A 16,828-nucleotide genomic window follows, 5' to 3' on the forward strand; every position below is an offset into this window, starting at 1 on the left:
GTACTATAAAATATATTTATTGACGGAGGAACCTATGAGTACAATTATGACAGTCCATACAGCACAAGAAATTGAAAACGCAGAAATACATATGCTTTCTTCTAGATTAGCGCTACTGCAAGCGATAAGCGGAAATCCAATGCAAGTACAAATGAAAAAGTTCGGGAGTGCCACTGCCTTTTCATCCAAAGTAATTGCTGGTCCTGCTTTTAACACAGTAAAAGGCGTTACCTTTACAAATACAGATGAGATAGATGCGATTATCTCTTATTATCACTCACTACAAATCCCTTGCCGTTTTGAAATTACACCAGCGCAAGGTACAGCTGAACTATTTCAATACTTATCTCAAAAAGGATTTTACCAATCTAGCTTCCATACTGCTTTATATAGTAAACCAAAAGAAGGTCCATCTCTTCTTCCTTCTAACATTTCAGTACGCAAACTAAAAGAAAATGAGTTTGATATTTTTGCAGATATATATGTACGTGGTTTTAACATGCCATCCTTTACAAAAGATGGCGTGCGCCAAAATAACGAAATTCTTTATAATAAACCAGGATGGCATTTTTTCATAGCTGAAATTCAAAACACTCCTGCTAGTATAGGAGTTCTCTATATAAATAATGGTGTTGCTTCATTAGCTGCTTCTGCTACTTTGCCAGAATTTCAGCGTAAAGGCTGTCATACTGCATTAATTCAAAAAAGAATTGAGACAGCCATTGAATCCAATTGTCATTTAATAGTTGGGCAAGCAAGGTTTGGTAGCAGCAGTCAAAATAATATGGAACGTGCCCATATGAAAATCGCTTATACAAAATCAATCTGGACCGCAAAAGACATGTAATTAACATTCTTTCTCTTCTCATTACAACTTTATACACTTTATGACAATTCCTTTTCAACTTTATTAATCATTTGAATATTCAAACTAAATTTGTTACGCTATTACTAGATACATCATTCAACTTGCAATATGAAAAGAGAATTCTAATCAAACTACAAGGAGGAAAAATGTATGAGTAAGCATGATCATGGTTTAAAAGAAAAAGTAGAAGGTGCCATTGATAAGGTAAAAGGTGAAGTAAAAGAAGTTGTCGGGAAAGTAACTGACAATAAAAAATTACAAGCTGAAGGAAAATGGGATAAAGTAAAAGGCACTGCTAAAGATACTGTGGGTAATGTAAAAGAAAAAGTTCATGAATATAAAGAGCATAAAGAGAATAAATAAAAGTACCAAAATGTATGGTTGTGCAAGTAGTAAGTTAATAGAGAGTTTGTATTAAAATCATTTTAAAACTACAAATAGATGCCTCAAGGCATCTATTTGTCTATAAACAACTATTTTAATTACCTAATCACTCAAGCTTTTCCTTACTAACATTTTCTAACATAATGCCTTTGCTACAGTAAAGGCTTACTTTGTGAAATTTGGTTTTAGGTCACCTGTATACGGTTCATGCTCAACGAAGATTTTGATATCTTTTCCATTCGCATCTTTCCCCATTCTTGTATACGTAAATTTCTCTTTATTTAATTCAGTAAGTTCAAGAACTGCACCGTATTTATTATTTCCTAACGAAACGTGAGCTCTTATTTTATTACCATGTACAACATCAAAGAAACCATAGTCCCCACGACTTTCTCCTGTATTCACATTGAAAAACTCGTATTTATTTGTATTTTTATCATATTTTGCTAGACTGATTAAGTTTGAGTTATATTTTGTTACATTATTACCCTGTTCGTCTAATACCAAGGTTCCGTTCCATAGTGTACTAGATAAAATTTCATCTCCATCAACGTCTGTAACTATTTTACCCGTCGTGCTCTCTAAATTTTTATCAGGTCGCGTGAAAGACAGCTCTTTTTCATGATAAGGAACATGTTCAACAAATACTTCTACATCGTTCCCTTTTGCATCTTTCCCCATTCTTTTATATGTAAATTTCTCCTTATCTAATTGCGTTAATTCAACAACTGCTTGATAATTTTGCGTCTCAGAAATTAACACTCTTTTCTTTCCATCATTGGTTATAAAAAAGGTACCGCTATCATTACGACTCTCTCCTGTATTTGCATTAAAAAATTCATACCTTGCCGTTTTAGCATCATACTTTGCAAGCCCAATGAAATTTTGATTTTCTTTCGTTAAATCATTATGATCTTTGTCATAGACTTTTGTCCCTTGCCAATTTGTTTCACCAAGTATGCTAGCTAATAGTTGCCCTTTCGTTTGTTGAGTTTGCTCAGTTTCTTGTATTGCATTGTATAAAAATTGTGCATACTGTTCACGCGTCACATCCATATTTGGAGCAAAGTTCCCTCCGCCTACTCCTTTTGCAATATTATTTGTTTGAACAGCACTAATTGCATTTCTTGCCCATGAGTTCGTTGAAACATCATTAAAAGTGTGATCACTCTTTGCCTTTAAATGAAAAGCATTTGTAAGAACCTGTGCCATTTCTGCACGTGTTAAGGATGCCTTCGGTCTAAAGTTCCCATGCTCGTCACCCTTAAAAACACCCATTTCTGTTAAAGACAAGATTTCCTTTATATAGCTTGTTGACTCTTCACTTACGTCTCCATATAAGTTCTGATAATTTTTGTCTTCTGCCAGATTAAAATAACGATACAGTAAAGCTGCAACTTGTTCGCGTGTTACGCTATCTCCAAAACCAAATCTCCCATCATCATAGCCAAAAATGATTTTCTCATCTTTTAATTGACGAATCGCCTCATATGCCCAGTGCCCCTGTGGAACATCTTTGAATACACCAGTATGATTCGTTTGTGGTGTAATCTCTTCTGCTTTCACCTCTCCACCTTTTTCAGTTAATAGAACTCCACCTAAAACTGCTGATATGATACATGTTTTTAAAATTGTTTTATTCATAGCTTTCCAATACCTTCCTTCATTTAACAAAAAATCACACCACTTATCTTCCAAAAGAAGATTCTATGTGAGCAATTCATGTTTTAAATTTTGATTACAGCTAATTGGATACAAAGTGTTACACCTTCAAAGTTCTTTTTCGTAGTATCCATAGCTGCTATATAAAAGAATTATAAATAGCAACTATAAACTACCCATAAATAAATTATTAAATAAAGATAAAATTAAGATAATATATTTTTAATCTCAATCTATAAAAAAACGTTATTCTTTCTCATCTAGCTTGTTAAGAAAGAATAACGTTTTTAATTCTAGGGTCCCTTTTAGCAAAAAGAAGTTTTATTTTATATTGTTGAGTGATAGTAAAATCGCTTAAAAATTAATAAAATCATTTAAAAGATAATATAGTTCTTTAAAAAGATGATTTGAAATTAAATGTTTATTCCATTTTTTTGTTTATGCTATCATGATAAAAGAAAGAATATTCCGAAATAACAAACCGGAATTTGGGCAGAAAAGAGGAAAAGGAATTGAATATTGAGCAACAATTATATGATGCGGTAAAACATTTAATTGAACAAAGATATCCAAATGATTGGGGCGGAGCCGCAGCGATTCGTGTAGAAGATGGAACAATTTATACAAGTGTTGCTCCGGACGTAATAAATGCTTCAACAGAACTTTGTATGGAAACAGGTGCAATTTTAGAAGCTCATAAATTTCAAAAGAAAGTTACACATTCTATTTGTCTTGCACGAGAAAATGAGCATTCTGAATTAAAGATACTCTCGCCTTGTGGTGTATGCCAAGAACGTTTATTTTATTGGGGACCAGAAGTACAGTGCGCGATTACAAATGCTAAACAAAATATTATTTTTAAACCTCTAAAAGAGTTGCAACCATATCATTGGACAGAAGCATATCATGATGAAATGGCAAAAGAATGGAGTACAAGATAGGGGTAATTTCCATTATATTCCTTCTGAAGTCAAAAAATTTCACGGCCTTTTCCAAATAAAACATCGGAAAAAGCCGTGACATAATACTTATTTTATAATTGACAGAAGACGACCAAAATTTTTCTTCTTACTTCCCTTCACTCTTCTCTAACACATACAAATCTTCTTCAATATTAGATAGTTTCTCTGTTACAAGCTTTCTAGCATCTCCAATCGCTTGATTGTATGCAAATGGTCCTACTAATTTTATCATTTCTTCTATTAATCGCTCTGCTTGAAAACGTCCGATTTCATCTAGATCTTCTTCAACGAAAAATTGCTGAATTTGTGCTACAAGCTCTTCTTTTTTATCATTTGGTATTTTTATATTCATCATCATTTGTTACTCCTCTATATTTAAGATAGTATGTTTCTTAACTCTACCATGGAAAAGCGATTTCCAGGACAAGTTTTTGTAACTCCTTCTAGCTCCCTATGGCCGAGTATATTTTCTTTTTTTATAGCAAACTGCTTCATAAACTTTTTACATACAGAATATAATGCATTCACTTGAGCAGGAGTTGGATCATATTTATCAAAATTACCCGTCATACATATTCCAATTGTATCTCTATTATTATCTTTCGCATGCGCTCCAATATGTAAACCACGTCCTTCGACTACAGTTCCATCTGCTTCGATAAAATAATTATAACCGATCCCGCTCCACCCTCTTACCTTTTGATGAAATTCATGTGTTTTATACACATCCCATCCATCTTCGGATGTGTGGTGGATAATCAGTTTATTTACTTTTTTTAAAGGAACTAATTCATCTTGAAATGTTAAATTAACACATTTAATTTCCATTTGAACGTCCTCCCTTACAAATCAATAATCATCATTGTTTTATCATCTGGTCTTATTCTCTTTTCCCCTTCTAGCTCTTCAATAATTGCTACATATTCATTTATACTATTCTTTCTTATATATGCAACAGTTTGTTCGAGTGGCCAATCTGGGTGGAATAACCCGTCTGAACAAATAAAAATCCCACTCACTTCATCTATATGTAATTCCCCATGTTGTAAATAATGTATCGCTTCTTTCATTCCATTTGCAACGGAATACCCACCCTGCATATTTGCAAGATAACGATTGTATTTTAACTGTTCTTTCACATCTTGAAAAACATGTTCTTCTGGTACAGATAGCCCTTTTTTACGATCTTCTTCTCTCTTCTTTTTTGCTCGTTTACTAATTCCTTCGACTGTGTCTTTCGTTAATACTCGCATCGTTCCATTTTGAAGTATTGCGACAATCATACAGTCCCCTAACTGTGCATATTTAATTTTCTCACCATCTATTTGAACGGCCGCAATACATGTACACCACAAATGCTCTTTCTTTCTCGTATCTACTCCATATTCTAACATTTTTCTTTGCAATGCTTGATTTGCTTTTGCAACAGCAACTTGTAAACTATGAGTTTCGCGTAATGAAGCAAAATAACTTGCAAATAAGTGTGAAGCGATGTATGCTCCATTATGTCCCTTTTCATCTCGAAACGGGACGAGCGGTGTTGCGCCATCACATACACCATAAATCTTTTTTTCTTCATTACAAAAATAAGCATCCTCACATTCTTGCTTTAACGGGCTTTTCTGTTGATATGTTTTTATCTTCACAACTGTATCCCCTTTCAAATGATAAAATACTCAAATTCTTTCGATTAATCTAATTTTCCGAAATAAACTGTTTTTACCCAAAACTTTCAATATCATATATAATCTTGAAATAATATGAATTTTTCAGTGAAGGACGGGAAAGAAATGGTCAGATTTCTTGGTGTTATTATTGGTTCTATTATTATTGCGGTTGCCTTTAATCTTTTCCTTATCCCCCACAAAATTTTAAGTAGTGGAATTGGTGGAATTGCTATTATTTTAGGGATTGTAACTCCTGTAAACACAGGTATTATTAACTTTGTATTAAACTTACCTATCCTTATTTTAGGATACATAGGTCTTGGAAAAAAAGTAATTTTTAACACGATTGTCTCTGTTATTGTATTATCTGTTGCATTATACTACGTTCCAGTAAAAGTCGTAGCAACGGATCCACTTTTATCATCTATCTTTGGTGGTGTCATTGCCGGAGCTGGTATTGGTCTTGTTTTTAACTGTAATGGCTCAACTGGTGGATTTGATATTATCGGTATGTTGTTGTCTCGCAAACGTGACATTAAACTCGGCGGATTCCTTATTGTTTTAAATGCAGTCGTTGTTATTATTGCAGGTTTCTTCTTCACTTGGGATGTTGCTCTTACAAGCTTACTTTCCATTTATGTAACTGGTAAAGTCATCGATGCTATTCATACGAAACATCGAAAGGTTACACTTATGATTGTAACAAATGAAGCAGAAAAAATGAAAAAACAACTTCTTTCAACTGTTGTACGTGGAATTACATTACTTGATGGCGAAGGTGCTTATTCCAGCGAAAAAAAACGTGTACTTATGACAGTCGTTTCTCGTGAAGAATTAGCAAGTATGAAATTAACAATTTCTGAAATTGATCCTCATGCATTCGTTAACATTACCGAAACGGTTGAAGTATTAGGATTGTTTAGAAAAGGTTAAAAAACTAGGTGGATTTCCACCTAGTTTTTATTTTCCATAAATTCAATTCGATTTCCGAACGGATCTGACACATAAAATCTAATTATATCTGGTCGTGCATGATCATCTATTACTTCAATACCTTGCTTTATTAACTCTTGTTTAAATTCATTTATTTTTAAAACATAAAAAGCCGGATGTGCCTTTTTAGCTGGGTTGAAGTTTTGCTCAACTCCGATATGAATCTCTTGAATTCCACACTTAAACCAGCACCCACCACGCTTCTTTAATTCCTCTGGCTTTGGTATTTCCTCCATACCTATTTTATTACCATAAAATTCTCGTGCTTCTTCTTCACACCCTACAGGCGCAGCTACTTGCACATGATCAATCCCTTGAATATAACTTTTCATTTTCTCTCCCCCTCTTCTATCCTAATGTTATAAGGAAAACTCTCGTTTGTAACTTACAAAAGATTTATAAAACAATATAAGCTCTTCTTATTACCACCTTACATTCACTTTGTAAAAAATAAAGAAAACAAAATTTATTCTATAACTTCCATTTTTTATAGAAATACACATTACATCTATATTATAGTTATGAATAGACAAATCTTTTTAGATGCTATTTGTACGGAGGAGCTATTATGAGTCGTAAAAAATATTCATCAACTCAAAGAAAACGTCATCCGAACATTTCTAGACGTTTGCGCAACCATATACAAGATTGTTCATTAACAGAAATGTACGCATCTCTGTTCGAACACAATCCTGATAGTATTATTTCATTAAATTTGGAGGGAGTTATTATACATGCTAATCCTTCTGCCGAAAGAATACTAGGTTACACTTCTTCAGAATTAGAGCGAAAAAGCATTACCTCTATTTTAGAAGCTCATATTTCTGAGCAAGTATTACAATATATAAAAAATACTGAAACAAACAATCAACAAGAGTATATCGTATCTATTTATCACAAAGACGGATATTTATTAGATGTCGTAACAAAATTAGTTCCTATTTTTTCAAAAAAACGTCTAATAGGCGTGTATGCAATTATGAAGCCTATTGAAAAATCAGAAAGAATTGAGAAAATGCTGAAAGAAAGCGAGAAGAGATTACGTACATTAGTAAACTCCATGCCTGCGTTTGTTATATTTAAAGATCACGAAGGGCGCTGGCTTGAGGCAAATGACTATGCACTTTCTTGCTTCAATTTCCATCATGTACCTTATCACGGGAAAAAAGATAGTGAACTCATTCAATATAATGAAGCGTACCGAGAAGCTTTTTTACATTGTGAAGAAGTCGATGAACTAGCATGGCAACAAAGACAAATCCTTCATGGTGAGGAATTTATTATACATAGAGATGATTCCGATCTAATCTTAAGTATATCGAAAGTTCCACTTTATCATACTGACGGTTCCCGCAAAGGTCTTATCGTGATGGGAAGAGATGTTACTGAGCTAAAAGAAACTGAAAAGTTATTACGCAAATCTGAAAAGCTCGCAGTAGTCGGACAACTGACAGCTGGAATTGCCCATGAAATTCGAAATCCACTCACTTCTCTAAAAGGTTTTCTAACATTGCTACTCCCTGAAATAAATGAAGAGCAGAAATGGTATGTCGATGTTATGTTAAGTGAAATTTCACAGATGGAATCTATCACGAGTCAATTTATGGCGATGTCTAAACCACAAGTATTATCTATTCAAACGTGCAACATACAAACTTTAATTGAAGAGGTAGTTACATTTATTTTACCGACTGCTATTATGCACAGCGTTCATATCATTATGGATCATTTTGATTACGTATATGATATCCAATGTGACGGTAACCAATTAAAACAAGTTTTTATAAATATATTAAAAAATGCGATCGAATCAATGCCAAATGGTGGAAATATTTTCATCCAAACAAAACCATTAGAAGATAATTTCATCTTCATACGTATTATCGATGAAGGTTGTGGTATCCCAGAAGATCGTATCTCCCGTTTAGGCGAACCATTTTATAGTTTAAAAGAAAAAGGAACAGGGCTAGGATTAATGATGTGTTACAAAATAATTGAAGAACATCATGGTAAATTACACATTTCAAGTGAATTAAATAAAGGTACAATCGTTGATATTCAACTACCACTTTCTTCATCTCACCTTACAATCTAGTCTTAAATAATAAAAGAAGCCTCAGCTCAAAATTGGCAGATGCTTCTTTTATTATTTGTACTTATAGAACTATTTTACCATACCATTCTTTTGCTTTTTCTACTTCACCCATCGTTAATTGATGACCTCTATTTTCCCAATGCATTGTTACATTAGCGTTTGCATTTTCTAATAGTCCCTTCAATTCCTCTGACTCAGCTGATGAACAAATCGGATCATTTGTCCCAGCAGCAATAAACACGGATTTTCCTGCTAAATTAGGTAATTGCATTCCTCTTCTAGGCACCATTGGGTGGTGAAGCACAGCACCTTTTAATGCATTTTCGTAATGGAATAATAAGCTTGCAGCAATGTTTGCTCCATTTGAATAACCGATAGCTACAATGTTATTTCTATCAAATTCATATGTTTTTGCAGCTTCATCTAAAAACTCATTTAATTCCTTCGTACGGAAAATCAAGTCCTCTTCATCAAAAATGCCTTCTGCCAATCTACGGAAGAAACGTGGCATGCCATTTTCTAATACACTTCCCCTAACACTTAATACAGATGCTTCCGGATCAACTATTTCTGCAAGTGGTAATAAATCTAATTCATTACCACCTGTGCCATGAAGTAATAATAACACTGGTTTTGACGTATCTTTTCCTTTTTGAAAAACATGTTTCATCATAATCCTTTTCCCCTTTCAATCACTTTAATCTAAATTTCTCACTTCAAATGGTAAAAGCGTTTGTTCAATCTGTTTTCTATGTTGTTCATACTGTTCCGGTAACTTTAATTCCTCACCCATCGTCTCTAACGATTCATCATGAGCGAAACCAGGAGGATCTGTTGCAATTTCAAATAAAATTTCGCCGTGTTCTCTAAAATAAATTGCGTTAAAATAATTTCGATCTTGTACAGGAGTTACGTGGTATCCAAAACGGGACACATGCTCTTTCCAGTCTAGCTGATCAGCATCGTCACTCGCTCTCCAAGCAATATGATGTACTGTACCAACACCCATTTGGCCACGACCGATTGTTGATAATTTTAAATCAACAATGTTTCCAATATCAGCAGAAGAACGGAATCGAACGAATTCCCCCTCTTCTCCAACTTTCTCAAGACCCATAACATGCTCTAACAGTTCAGCTGTTTTTTGAGGCTGTGCCGATAAAAGAACCGCACCGCCAAATCCTTTAATTGCTACTTCTGGCGTAACTTCTCCAAAAGTCCAATTATTTAATTCACCCTCTTCTCTTTCTACTAATTCTATATGCAAACCATGTGAATCATCAAATTCTAAATACTGCTCTCCAAATCGAGTCATTTTTGTATACGAAATATCAAATTTTTCTAATCTATTTTCCCAAAACTCCATTGCCCCTTTTGGTACAACATAAGAAGTAATCCCGACTTGACCGTCACCAATAACTCCTTGACGAGCACCTGCCCATGGGAAAAACGTAATGATTGTTCCCGGTTTTCCTCCTTCATTACCAAAATAAAGATGGTACGTACCTGGATCATCAAAATTCACTGTTTGTTTCACTAAACGTAAACCTAATACACCAGCATAAAAATCTACATTTTCTTGTGGATGTCCTACAATTGCTGTAATGTGATGGATCCCCATTGTTTTCTTTTCCATTTCGTCCACTCCTTTTTTATTTCATTATAAGAATTGCTTTACATTAAAATTCATTATTCATTTTGTCCATACCGCAAAGTAAAATCCATCATGATGATTTTATCTCGAATTCGAGATATTGATTATAAAACCAAAGACTATCATCTAACTTATTGAGATTATCTCGATTTCGAGATAATCTATCAAAAAATATTTACTCACTCTATAATCATAATAAACCTTGATTTAGAATGTCATTTAACTCTAACTCACCACTTATTATAAGTTACTTACTTTTCTTTGTCAATAAGTTACTTATTTCATTTAAAATGAAAAGAGAGTAAACGCCATTCACCGATTACTCTCTTTTTAAATTATTTCGTTTCTTCTTCCAGCACTGCTTCCATCTCATTAAATTCACGATAAATAGCTTTAACTGGTTCTTTCGTTAATAAACTCACAACAATAACAGCTAATAAACTACAGAAGAATCCAGGTACCATTTCATACATAGTCGCTTTTAAACTTGGAATTTGTACCCATGTAATAACAACTACCGCACCTACAAGCATACCAGCAAGAACGCCCCATTTATTCGTTCTCTTCCAATATAAACTTAATAAAATGGCGGGGCCGAATGCTGAACCAAATCCTGCCCAAGCATACCCAACAAGCGTTAAAATTGTATCACTTGGATGATACGCTAAAACAACTGCAATCATAGCTACTATTAATACTGACAGTCTACCGATAAACACAAGTTCTTTGTCACTTGCGTTACGACGGAAGAATGTTTTATAGAAATCTTCCGTTACTGCACTTGAAATAACAAGTAATTGCGAAGAAATACTACTCATAATCGAAGCCAAGATAGCTGATAATAAAAATCCAGTAATGTACGGATGGAATAAAATATTTGAGAATGTTACAAAGACCATTTCTGGGTCTTGTAATGTCGTATTATTTTTAGCGTAATAAGCAATACCGACCAGGCCAGTAAGCATTGCACCTATAATTGAAATCGTCATCCAACCAATACCGATTCTACGAGAAGTTTTCAAATCTTTAATAGAGGTAATTGCCATAAAGCGGACAATAATATGTGGTTGACCAAAATACCCAAGACCCCATGCTAAAAATGAAATAATACCAAGTGTTGTAGTCCCTTTAAACATATCTAAATGCGATACATCAACTTGCTTAATTGTATTGAATGTTTCTGTTACACCACCGACATCTGTAAAAGCTACAATTGGAACTAATACAAGAGCAATAAACATAATACAACCTTGCACAAAGTCGGTCCAACTTACTGCTAAAAAGCCACCGAATAGTGTATAAGCAACAACGACACCCACAGTTACAAATAAACCAATTTTATAATCAAGGTTAAAAGAATTTTCAAACAAACGTCCACCTGAAACTAAACCAGCCGACGCATAAAATGTGAAAAATACTAAAATGACGATGGCGGAGACAAAACGAAGTATTTTCGTACGATCTTTAAACCGATTCTCTAAAAAATCCGGAATCGTAATTGAATCATTTGCCACTTCTGTATACGTTCGCAAACGCGGGGCCAAAATTAAATAGTTTGCATAAGCACCTATTAATAAACCTATCGCAATCCATACACTTGATAATCCTGTTGCATACATCGCACCAGGTAATCCCATTAGCATCCAACCACTCATGTCAGAAGCACCAGCCGATAAAGCTGTAACTGCTGGACCGAGTCCCCTTCCGCCTAACATATAATCTGATAAATCGGATGTCTTCTTATAAGACCAATAACCGATATACAACATACCTGCCATATAAATAGCAAGCGAAACCATAATTTCAATCTTCACCAAATCTCTCCCTTAGTTACATAAGCCATTCAAAATTTCGAAAAATGACTTTTTCTATTTTCTTGTTTTCGCTTATGGTTCCCTACCTTAACAAACATTTTTTGTTCTTTCAAGTGAACAGGTGCTTTTTACTACATGTGAGAACCTTTATAAACGCCTTTATCCCAGTGGATTACCCGGTTTTCGAAAAAAATTAAAGTAAAAATGTTCAGAAAATAAGCAATGCTTTTTCACACCTTATTTTCATTTGTTTATCCAACAAATTTTAAAAAGAAAAAAGCCATACAAATGTATGACTTTTAGCTTATTGGCATCGTAATTTTCTCTTTCTCTACATATACTTTACGAAATTTTATATAGCAGCCAATACGCCAAGGTACTATATAACAAACCGCAAGGGTGTAGAAAAGAATGCCAATTGACTTTGGATCTAAACCTTGTAAATGTCTTCTAAAATAAGCACGTAAAAGGACAATAATTAAAAATGTAGCAATAAAAGCAATACTTTTTTTCGTATAAATTTGACCATCTTCTCTCACTTCATATCCAGTTAAAATAATAAGTGGAATTGATAATAACAATCCAATCCCAGCAGCTACCCCAATTTGCCAATCAGCGAGTTGTATCGGTGCCGCATATAAAGAAAAACCTGGTAATAAAAAGAATAATGGAAATAATAGTCGTCTTCCTTTATTTTTAATTGGTCGATTCATGGAACGCATACGTCCAAATATAACGAGTCCTATGACGAGTAAAAAAATTGTAATACTGTACGAACCTTGATCCAAGTGAATCTCTCCCTAAAAATAGTCATTTTTAAAAACCTTTCCCATTATACTCTTAATATTTTCTAAAGAATATGATTATTCCTTCAAAAAATTTTACATATAAAATATATTTTTAGGTTTGATTTATTATAGGAAACAATTCTGAAAGAGGTACCACCCGCCCCACCTCATCTTTAAACACAACATGCTCTCTCGTTAAATAACGCGGACTCTTTACTCCCGCTGCTGCTGCAAGTGAGAACAAACTATATCTCATACTAACAACATAATTCATTACGCGCCATTTCTTCTCATACGGGTCTAGCGCTTTTTGATAGTGCGGATTCGTCGTGGCAACTCCAGATGGACATTGTCCGGAATTACACTGAAGCGCCATTATACAGCCACTTGCCATCATAAAACCACGTGCTGAATTTACAGCATCTGCACCAATCGCTAAAGCAATCGCCACTTTATCTGGTGTAATTAATTTCCCCGAGGCAAACACTTTGAATTTATCCCGAACATCATAATAATTCGCTGTATCAATACACGTCAGTAATGCTGGAATAAGCGGCATCCCCATACTATCTGCCATCGATTTATATGTTGCTCCTGATCCACCTTCTGAACCGTCAATTGTAATAAAATCTGGATAGATATTTAATTCTTTCATCGTTTTAAATAAATCTTCCAACGGCTGCTGCTGTCCGATTACAATTTTCATACCGATTGGTTTACCGCCAGTTTCTTGCAAACGCTGAATAAAATAAAGTGTATCTGCTACATTATTCAAAAATGAAAATCGATTTGGAGAATTAATCGTCTCTCCTACTCGTACATTCCGAACAGAAGCAATTTTCTCATTTACTTTTTGCCCCTCTAAATGACCACCACGTATTTTCGCACCTTGCCCAAATTTCAATTCAAATGCTTTAATATTACTTTCTTTCACTTTATCCATAAATTTATCCATTGAAAAATTTCCGTCCTCATCACGGTATCCAAATAACCCTGGACCAATTTGCGCAACGATATTCGCTCCTGTATGTAAATGTTCTGGAATAACGCCACCTTCGCCAGTATTAATCCACGATCCGCCTGCCATTTTTGCTCCAAAGCCGCTCGCTAAAATATAATTTTCACCAATCGCACCGTAAGAAGTTGCTGACGCTCCAAACATGCCATACAGTTTCCATGGATATTTACGATTTTCGCCGACGATAATTGCATCGTCTTCTTCGTATAACCAAAGATTCGTTGTATCCGCTGTCAATTTTTCTCTCCTTGAAAATAATCCTTCTTTATGAATCACATACTTTTTCCCTTCACGTTCTTGCGTTACGTTCACACTTAATTCTTCTGTTAATACCGGAAACAACGTATTAGCAATATAATAACCAGATGCTTCAAAATCTCGTTTCGACCCAAAACCAAGTATTTCAGAGCGATACTTCGCTAAAAACATAACACTTTGAAAGTCATAACGTGAAAAAGGTTTTCCATCTGTATCGTGATCAAACCAATATTGCCGGAATTCCGGCCCTATCTTTTCCAGTAAGTAACGCATTCTTCCTAAGTATGGATGTAGTTTTAAAATAGAATGATGCGTCCGTTTTTTTATAAAAAATGTGATAATAAAAAAGACGATTAAAAGCAACATTAATAATAGTAATATACTAATAATAACGAGTAGCGTTTCACTCATCTCGCTTCCCCCTATGAAATTCCATAATAAAAGGAGAACACTCCATGTGTTCTCCTTTTATCTTTATTCAAATTAATGTAGCAAGATGCTTTTTCGCGTCATATTCAACTAAACTTTTAGCATGTTTAATTCGATGAACAAAATCTGGATTAGCAATTAACGGTCTTCCGAATGCAGCTACGTCAATTGTTCCTTCTTGCAATGCTTCTTCTGCCTCTTTCGGATTTAAATTACCAACCCCAACAATCGTACCATCCCAATGTTTTCTTACTAATTGATGAAAATTCTTTCCGTCAGCAATAACTGCCGTATAATTCATCGTTGAAGGGTGAATCATCGTTAATCCAACTTCTTTGAACATATTTACAAACGTTTCAATTGCAAGCTCAGGGTTTTCCCACATATAAGTAGGATTATCACCTTTAAAGGCAGAGAAACGAAGAAGTGTTTTATCAGCTCCAACTGCTTCTATTACAGCCTCAGTTACTTCTTTCATAAACGTTAACCTTTGTTTTAAGTCACCGCCGTATTTATCAGTACGCTTATTTGCAAAATCATAAGTAAATTGGTCGATTAAATATCCGTGTGCACCGTGAATTTCTACTCCATCAAATCCAGCTTCAATTGCATTCCTCGCGGCTTGTGCGTATTGACCGATGACTTCTTCTATTTCTTCTAACGTCATTGCTTCTGGCGTATCGAACGGTTTACGAAAACGCGGAACATTTCCCTCTGCAGCGATAGCAGACGGTGCTTGCGGCAATTGCCCACCAATTATTTCGTGATGACTCATACGTCCAACATGCCATATTTGAGCGATAATTGTTCCACCTTCTTTATGTACTGCCTCTGTAACAGGCTTCCACGAATCGATTTGTTCTTGTGTATAAATTCCTGGTACTCCTGGATTCCCTTTCGCTCTTGGACTAATGACAATTCCTTCTGTAATAATTAATCCAACTCCGTCAGCAGCACGCTTTCTATAGTATTCCACTACATCAGCACCCACTGCTCCAGTCTCATTGTCCGCAAAACATCTCGTCATCGGTGCCATTGCTATACGATTACGAAGAGACCATGATCCAATTTGAATCGGATTAAACAACTTCGTTTCTTCAATATTTTCAAAAGATCCCCAAACGTTTATATTTGTTCCTTCATAAATACTTGCCGCTTTATCATTTGAACTTGTCATGTTTCTTCCCCCTAAAAAATTATTACTATAAACGCATCATACTTACTTTTAGATAGTAACGTCAATTTATACGCCTTTATCATCAAACATTCGAATATAAAAAAGCAGAATGATACAAATAAAAAAAGGTTTCCTAGGAAGGAAACCTTTTTAGTTTACCGTATATGGATGATAACTCGTTTATCTCTTTTATATAAAGAAAATAAACAATTATTATCTCTTCACATATAAAAAACTTTAACAATAGAAGTGGGAGTGGTTCAGTATTCTTCTAAAAATAATAACTTATATACCTAAAACAATGAAAGCCCTACCTCTCTTTCATCCTTACGGCTCCTCGTCCGTGCCAGTGTGAATCAGGATTGCAAAAATCAAGTAACTATTCTATCGAAGTGTTTAATTAAACTTCGAACATTCGTAAAGAGTTAAAAAATAAAAATGGATTTTATTGTAGTAATAACAAAAGAGGTTAATGCTCTAAAAGTGGTTTGAAAGAGTTGAATGTCTTTGAAATGATTAATTTTCTATAATTATGTTCCCAAAAAATTCAAAATCTTTTTTGGGATGTAATACATTATTTGTAATGAATCTTAACAAAAGCTTTTTATTTGACTTTCTGTGATACCTTCAATTAATCCCAGTTCACTAATCAAAAATTCGTGTGCGTTATCTAACATTTTCTTTTCGCTTGCATTAAGTGCTTTTTCTTTCTGCATACGTAATAAATCACGTACAACTTCAGCACCTTCTTGTATTTTACCCGTCTTTATTTTATCAGTGTTCAATTTATACCTTTGTTTCCACGTAAGTAATCTATCAGATTCTCCATGTTGAAAAATATCCAATATGTGTGCTATTGCCGTTATATCCGTGACTGGTCGTATATTTGAGCTCAATATCCGCCCTGCCGGAATCATTACTTCCATATTACTACCCGACATTTTTATAACATAATACTGTTGTTTTTCTCCTGCGATTTCCTTCTCTTCTACGGCTTTAATTATACCTGCTCCGTGCATTGGATAAACAATGTTATCGCCAATTTGAAACAAATAATCC

The 16,828-nt window shown here is 34.4% G+C and carries 17 protein-coding genes; 5 read left to right on the plus strand and 12 right to left on the minus strand.

Annotation, left to right across the window (positions count from 1 at the left end; genetic code table 11):
* Positions 1-34: 34 nt before the first annotated feature.
* Both ATN06_RS18415 and ATN06_RS18420 read left to right on the plus strand, forming a co-directional pair.
* Positions 35-847, plus strand: a complete 813-nt coding sequence (locus ATN06_RS18415) for a GNAT family N-acetyltransferase (protein ID WP_060631843.1) — start codon at positions 35-37, stop codon at positions 845-847.
* Between the two features lie 171 nt (positions 848-1,018).
* Complete coding sequence (locus ATN06_RS18420; RefSeq protein WP_060631844.1) at positions 1,019-1,231, plus strand: CsbD family protein; 213 nt, start codon at positions 1,019-1,021, stop codon at positions 1,229-1,231.
* 186 nt (positions 1,232-1,417) lie between these two features.
* On the opposite strand, the gene ATN06_RS18425 is transcribed toward ATN06_RS18420, so the two are convergent.
* A complete protein-coding gene (locus ATN06_RS18425; RefSeq protein ID WP_060633171.1) occupies positions 1,418-2,896 on the minus strand; it encodes a DUF4822 domain-containing protein in 1,479 nt (492 codons plus the stop codon).
* A gap of 530 nt (positions 2,897-3,426) precedes the next feature.
* Here ATN06_RS18425 and ATN06_RS18430 point away from each other — a divergent pair.
* A complete protein-coding gene (locus ATN06_RS18430; RefSeq protein WP_060631845.1) occupies positions 3,427-3,855 on the plus strand; it encodes a cytidine deaminase in 429 nt (142 codons plus the stop codon).
* Between the two features lie 127 nt (positions 3,856-3,982).
* Here ATN06_RS18430 and ATN06_RS18435 read toward each other — a convergent pair whose 3' ends face one another.
* Genes ATN06_RS18435 through ATN06_RS18445 form a run of 3 tightly spaced genes read right to left on the minus strand, consistent with a single transcriptional unit; the run spans position 3,983 to position 5,540 of the window.
* On the minus strand, positions 3,983-4,234 hold the full coding sequence (locus tag ATN06_RS18435; RefSeq protein ID WP_001983516.1) for a DUF2164 domain-containing protein: 252 nt from the start codon (positions 4,232-4,234) through the stop codon (positions 3,983-3,985).
* 17 nt (positions 4,235-4,251) lie between these two features.
* Positions 4,252-4,704, minus strand: coding sequence for a peptidoglycan recognition protein family protein (locus tag ATN06_RS18440; RefSeq protein WP_060631846.1), 453 nt, complete (start codon positions 4,702-4,704; stop codon positions 4,252-4,254).
* Positions 4,705-4,718: 14 nt separating this feature from the next.
* A complete protein-coding gene (locus ATN06_RS18445; protein WP_060631847.1) occupies positions 4,719-5,540 on the minus strand; it encodes a protein phosphatase 2C domain-containing protein in 822 nt (273 codons plus the stop codon).
* Positions 5,541-5,666: 126 nt separating this feature from the next.
* Between ATN06_RS18445 and ATN06_RS18450 the strand changes: the two genes are divergently transcribed.
* Entirely contained in the window at positions 5,667-6,476 is an 810-nt protein-coding gene (locus ATN06_RS18450) for a YitT family protein (RefSeq protein ID WP_060631848.1), read from the plus strand.
* A gap of 20 nt (positions 6,477-6,496) precedes the next feature.
* Here the strand turns inward: ATN06_RS18450 and ATN06_RS18455 are convergent, their stop codons facing one another.
* Positions 6,497-6,868: a VOC family protein gene (locus tag ATN06_RS18455; protein WP_060631849.1), complete on the minus strand. Its 372-nt coding sequence runs from the start codon at positions 6,866-6,868 to the stop codon at positions 6,497-6,499.
* 236 nt (positions 6,869-7,104) lie between these two features.
* Between ATN06_RS18455 and ATN06_RS18460 the strand changes: the two genes are divergently transcribed.
* Entirely contained in the window at positions 7,105-8,631 is a 1,527-nt protein-coding gene (locus ATN06_RS18460) for a BA3702 family sensor histidine kinase (protein ID WP_060631850.1), read from the plus strand.
* Positions 8,632-8,692: 61 nt separating this feature from the next.
* Here ATN06_RS18460 and ATN06_RS18465 read toward each other — a convergent pair whose 3' ends face one another.
* The 7 genes from ATN06_RS18465 to ATN06_RS18495 all read right to left on the minus strand — a co-directional run bounded on the left by ATN06_RS18465 (position 8,693) and on the right by ATN06_RS18495 (position 16,821).
* Complete coding sequence (locus ATN06_RS18465) at positions 8,693-9,304, minus strand: alpha/beta hydrolase (RefSeq protein WP_060631851.1); 612 nt, start codon at positions 9,302-9,304, stop codon at positions 8,693-8,695.
* Positions 9,305-9,328: 24 nt separating this feature from the next.
* Positions 9,329-10,267: a ring-cleaving dioxygenase gene (locus ATN06_RS18470; protein ID WP_060631852.1), complete on the minus strand. Its 939-nt coding sequence runs from the start codon at positions 10,265-10,267 to the stop codon at positions 9,329-9,331.
* Positions 10,268-10,620: 353 nt separating this feature from the next.
* Positions 10,621-12,099, minus strand: a complete 1,479-nt coding sequence (gene putP / locus ATN06_RS18475; protein WP_060631853.1) for a sodium/proline symporter PutP — start codon at positions 12,097-12,099, stop codon at positions 10,621-10,623.
* Positions 12,100-12,398: 299 nt separating this feature from the next.
* The gene (locus ATN06_RS18480) at positions 12,399-12,887 is read right to left on the minus strand and encodes a cytochrome c biogenesis protein CcdC (protein WP_060631854.1); all 489 of its coding nucleotides are present in this window, start codon (positions 12,885-12,887) and stop codon (positions 12,399-12,401) included.
* Between the two features lie 112 nt (positions 12,888-12,999).
* Positions 13,000-14,574: an FMN-binding glutamate synthase family protein gene (locus ATN06_RS18485; protein WP_060631855.1), complete on the minus strand. Its 1,575-nt coding sequence runs from the start codon at positions 14,572-14,574 to the stop codon at positions 13,000-13,002.
* A 67-nt stretch (positions 14,575-14,641) separates the two neighbouring features.
* Positions 14,642-15,769 carry an alkene reductase gene (locus ATN06_RS18490; RefSeq protein ID WP_060631856.1) on the minus strand — a complete coding sequence of 376 codons (1,128 nt, stop codon included), beginning with the start codon at positions 15,767-15,769 and terminating at the stop codon, positions 14,642-14,644.
* Between the two features lie 590 nt (positions 15,770-16,359).
* Positions 16,360-16,821, minus strand: a complete 462-nt coding sequence (locus ATN06_RS18495; protein ID WP_176225740.1) for a CarD family transcriptional regulator — start codon at positions 16,819-16,821, stop codon at positions 16,360-16,362.
* Positions 16,822-16,828 lie beyond the last annotated feature (7 nt).

Origin of the sequence: Bacillus thuringiensis (assembly GCF_001455345.1) — a bacterium.
Lineage (GTDB): Bacteria > Bacillota > Bacilli > Bacillales > Bacillaceae_G > Bacillus_A > Bacillus_A thuringiensis_N.

What these genes read in the sequence shown, in the direction of transcription:
- ATN06_RS18415 (WP_060631843.1), top strand. Translation starts at nt 35, where the DNA reads ATGAGTACAATTATGACAGTCCATACAGCACAAGAAATTGAAAACGCA.
- ATN06_RS18420 (WP_060631844.1), top strand. Translation starts at nt 1,019, where the DNA reads ATGAGTAAGCATGATCATGGTTTAAAAGAAAAAGTAGAAGGTGCCATT.
- ATN06_RS18425 (WP_060633171.1), bottom strand. Translation starts at nt 2,896, where the DNA reads ATGAATAAAACAATTTTAAAAACATGTATCATATCAGCAGTTTTAGGT.
- ATN06_RS18435 (WP_001983516.1), bottom strand. Translation starts at nt 4,234, where the DNA reads ATGATGATGAATATAAAAATACCAAATGATAAAAAAGAAGAGCTTGTA.
- ATN06_RS18440 (WP_060631846.1), bottom strand. Translation starts at nt 4,704, where the DNA reads ATGGAAATTAAATGTGTTAATTTAACATTTCAAGATGAATTAGTTCCT.
- ATN06_RS18450 (WP_060631848.1), top strand. Translation starts at nt 5,667, where the DNA reads ATGGTCAGATTTCTTGGTGTTATTATTGGTTCTATTATTATTGCGGTT.
- ATN06_RS18455 (WP_060631849.1), bottom strand. Translation starts at nt 6,868, where the DNA reads ATGAAAAGTTATATTCAAGGGATTGATCATGTGCAAGTAGCTGCGCCT.
- ATN06_RS18460 (WP_060631850.1), top strand. Translation starts at nt 7,105, where the DNA reads ATGAGTCGTAAAAAATATTCATCAACTCAAAGAAAACGTCATCCGAAC.
- ATN06_RS18465 (WP_060631851.1), bottom strand. Translation starts at nt 9,304, where the DNA reads ATGATGAAACATGTTTTTCAAAAAGGAAAAGATACGTCAAAACCAGTG.
- ATN06_RS18470 (WP_060631852.1), bottom strand. Translation starts at nt 10,267, where the DNA reads ATGGAAAAGAAAACAATGGGGATCCATCACATTACAGCAATTGTAGGA.
- ATN06_RS18485 (WP_060631855.1), bottom strand. Translation starts at nt 14,574, where the DNA reads ATGAGTGAAACGCTACTCGTTATTATTAGTATATTACTATTATTAATG.
- ATN06_RS18490 (WP_060631856.1), bottom strand. Translation starts at nt 15,769, where the DNA reads ATGACAAGTTCAAATGATAAAGCGGCAAGTATTTATGAAGGAACAAAT.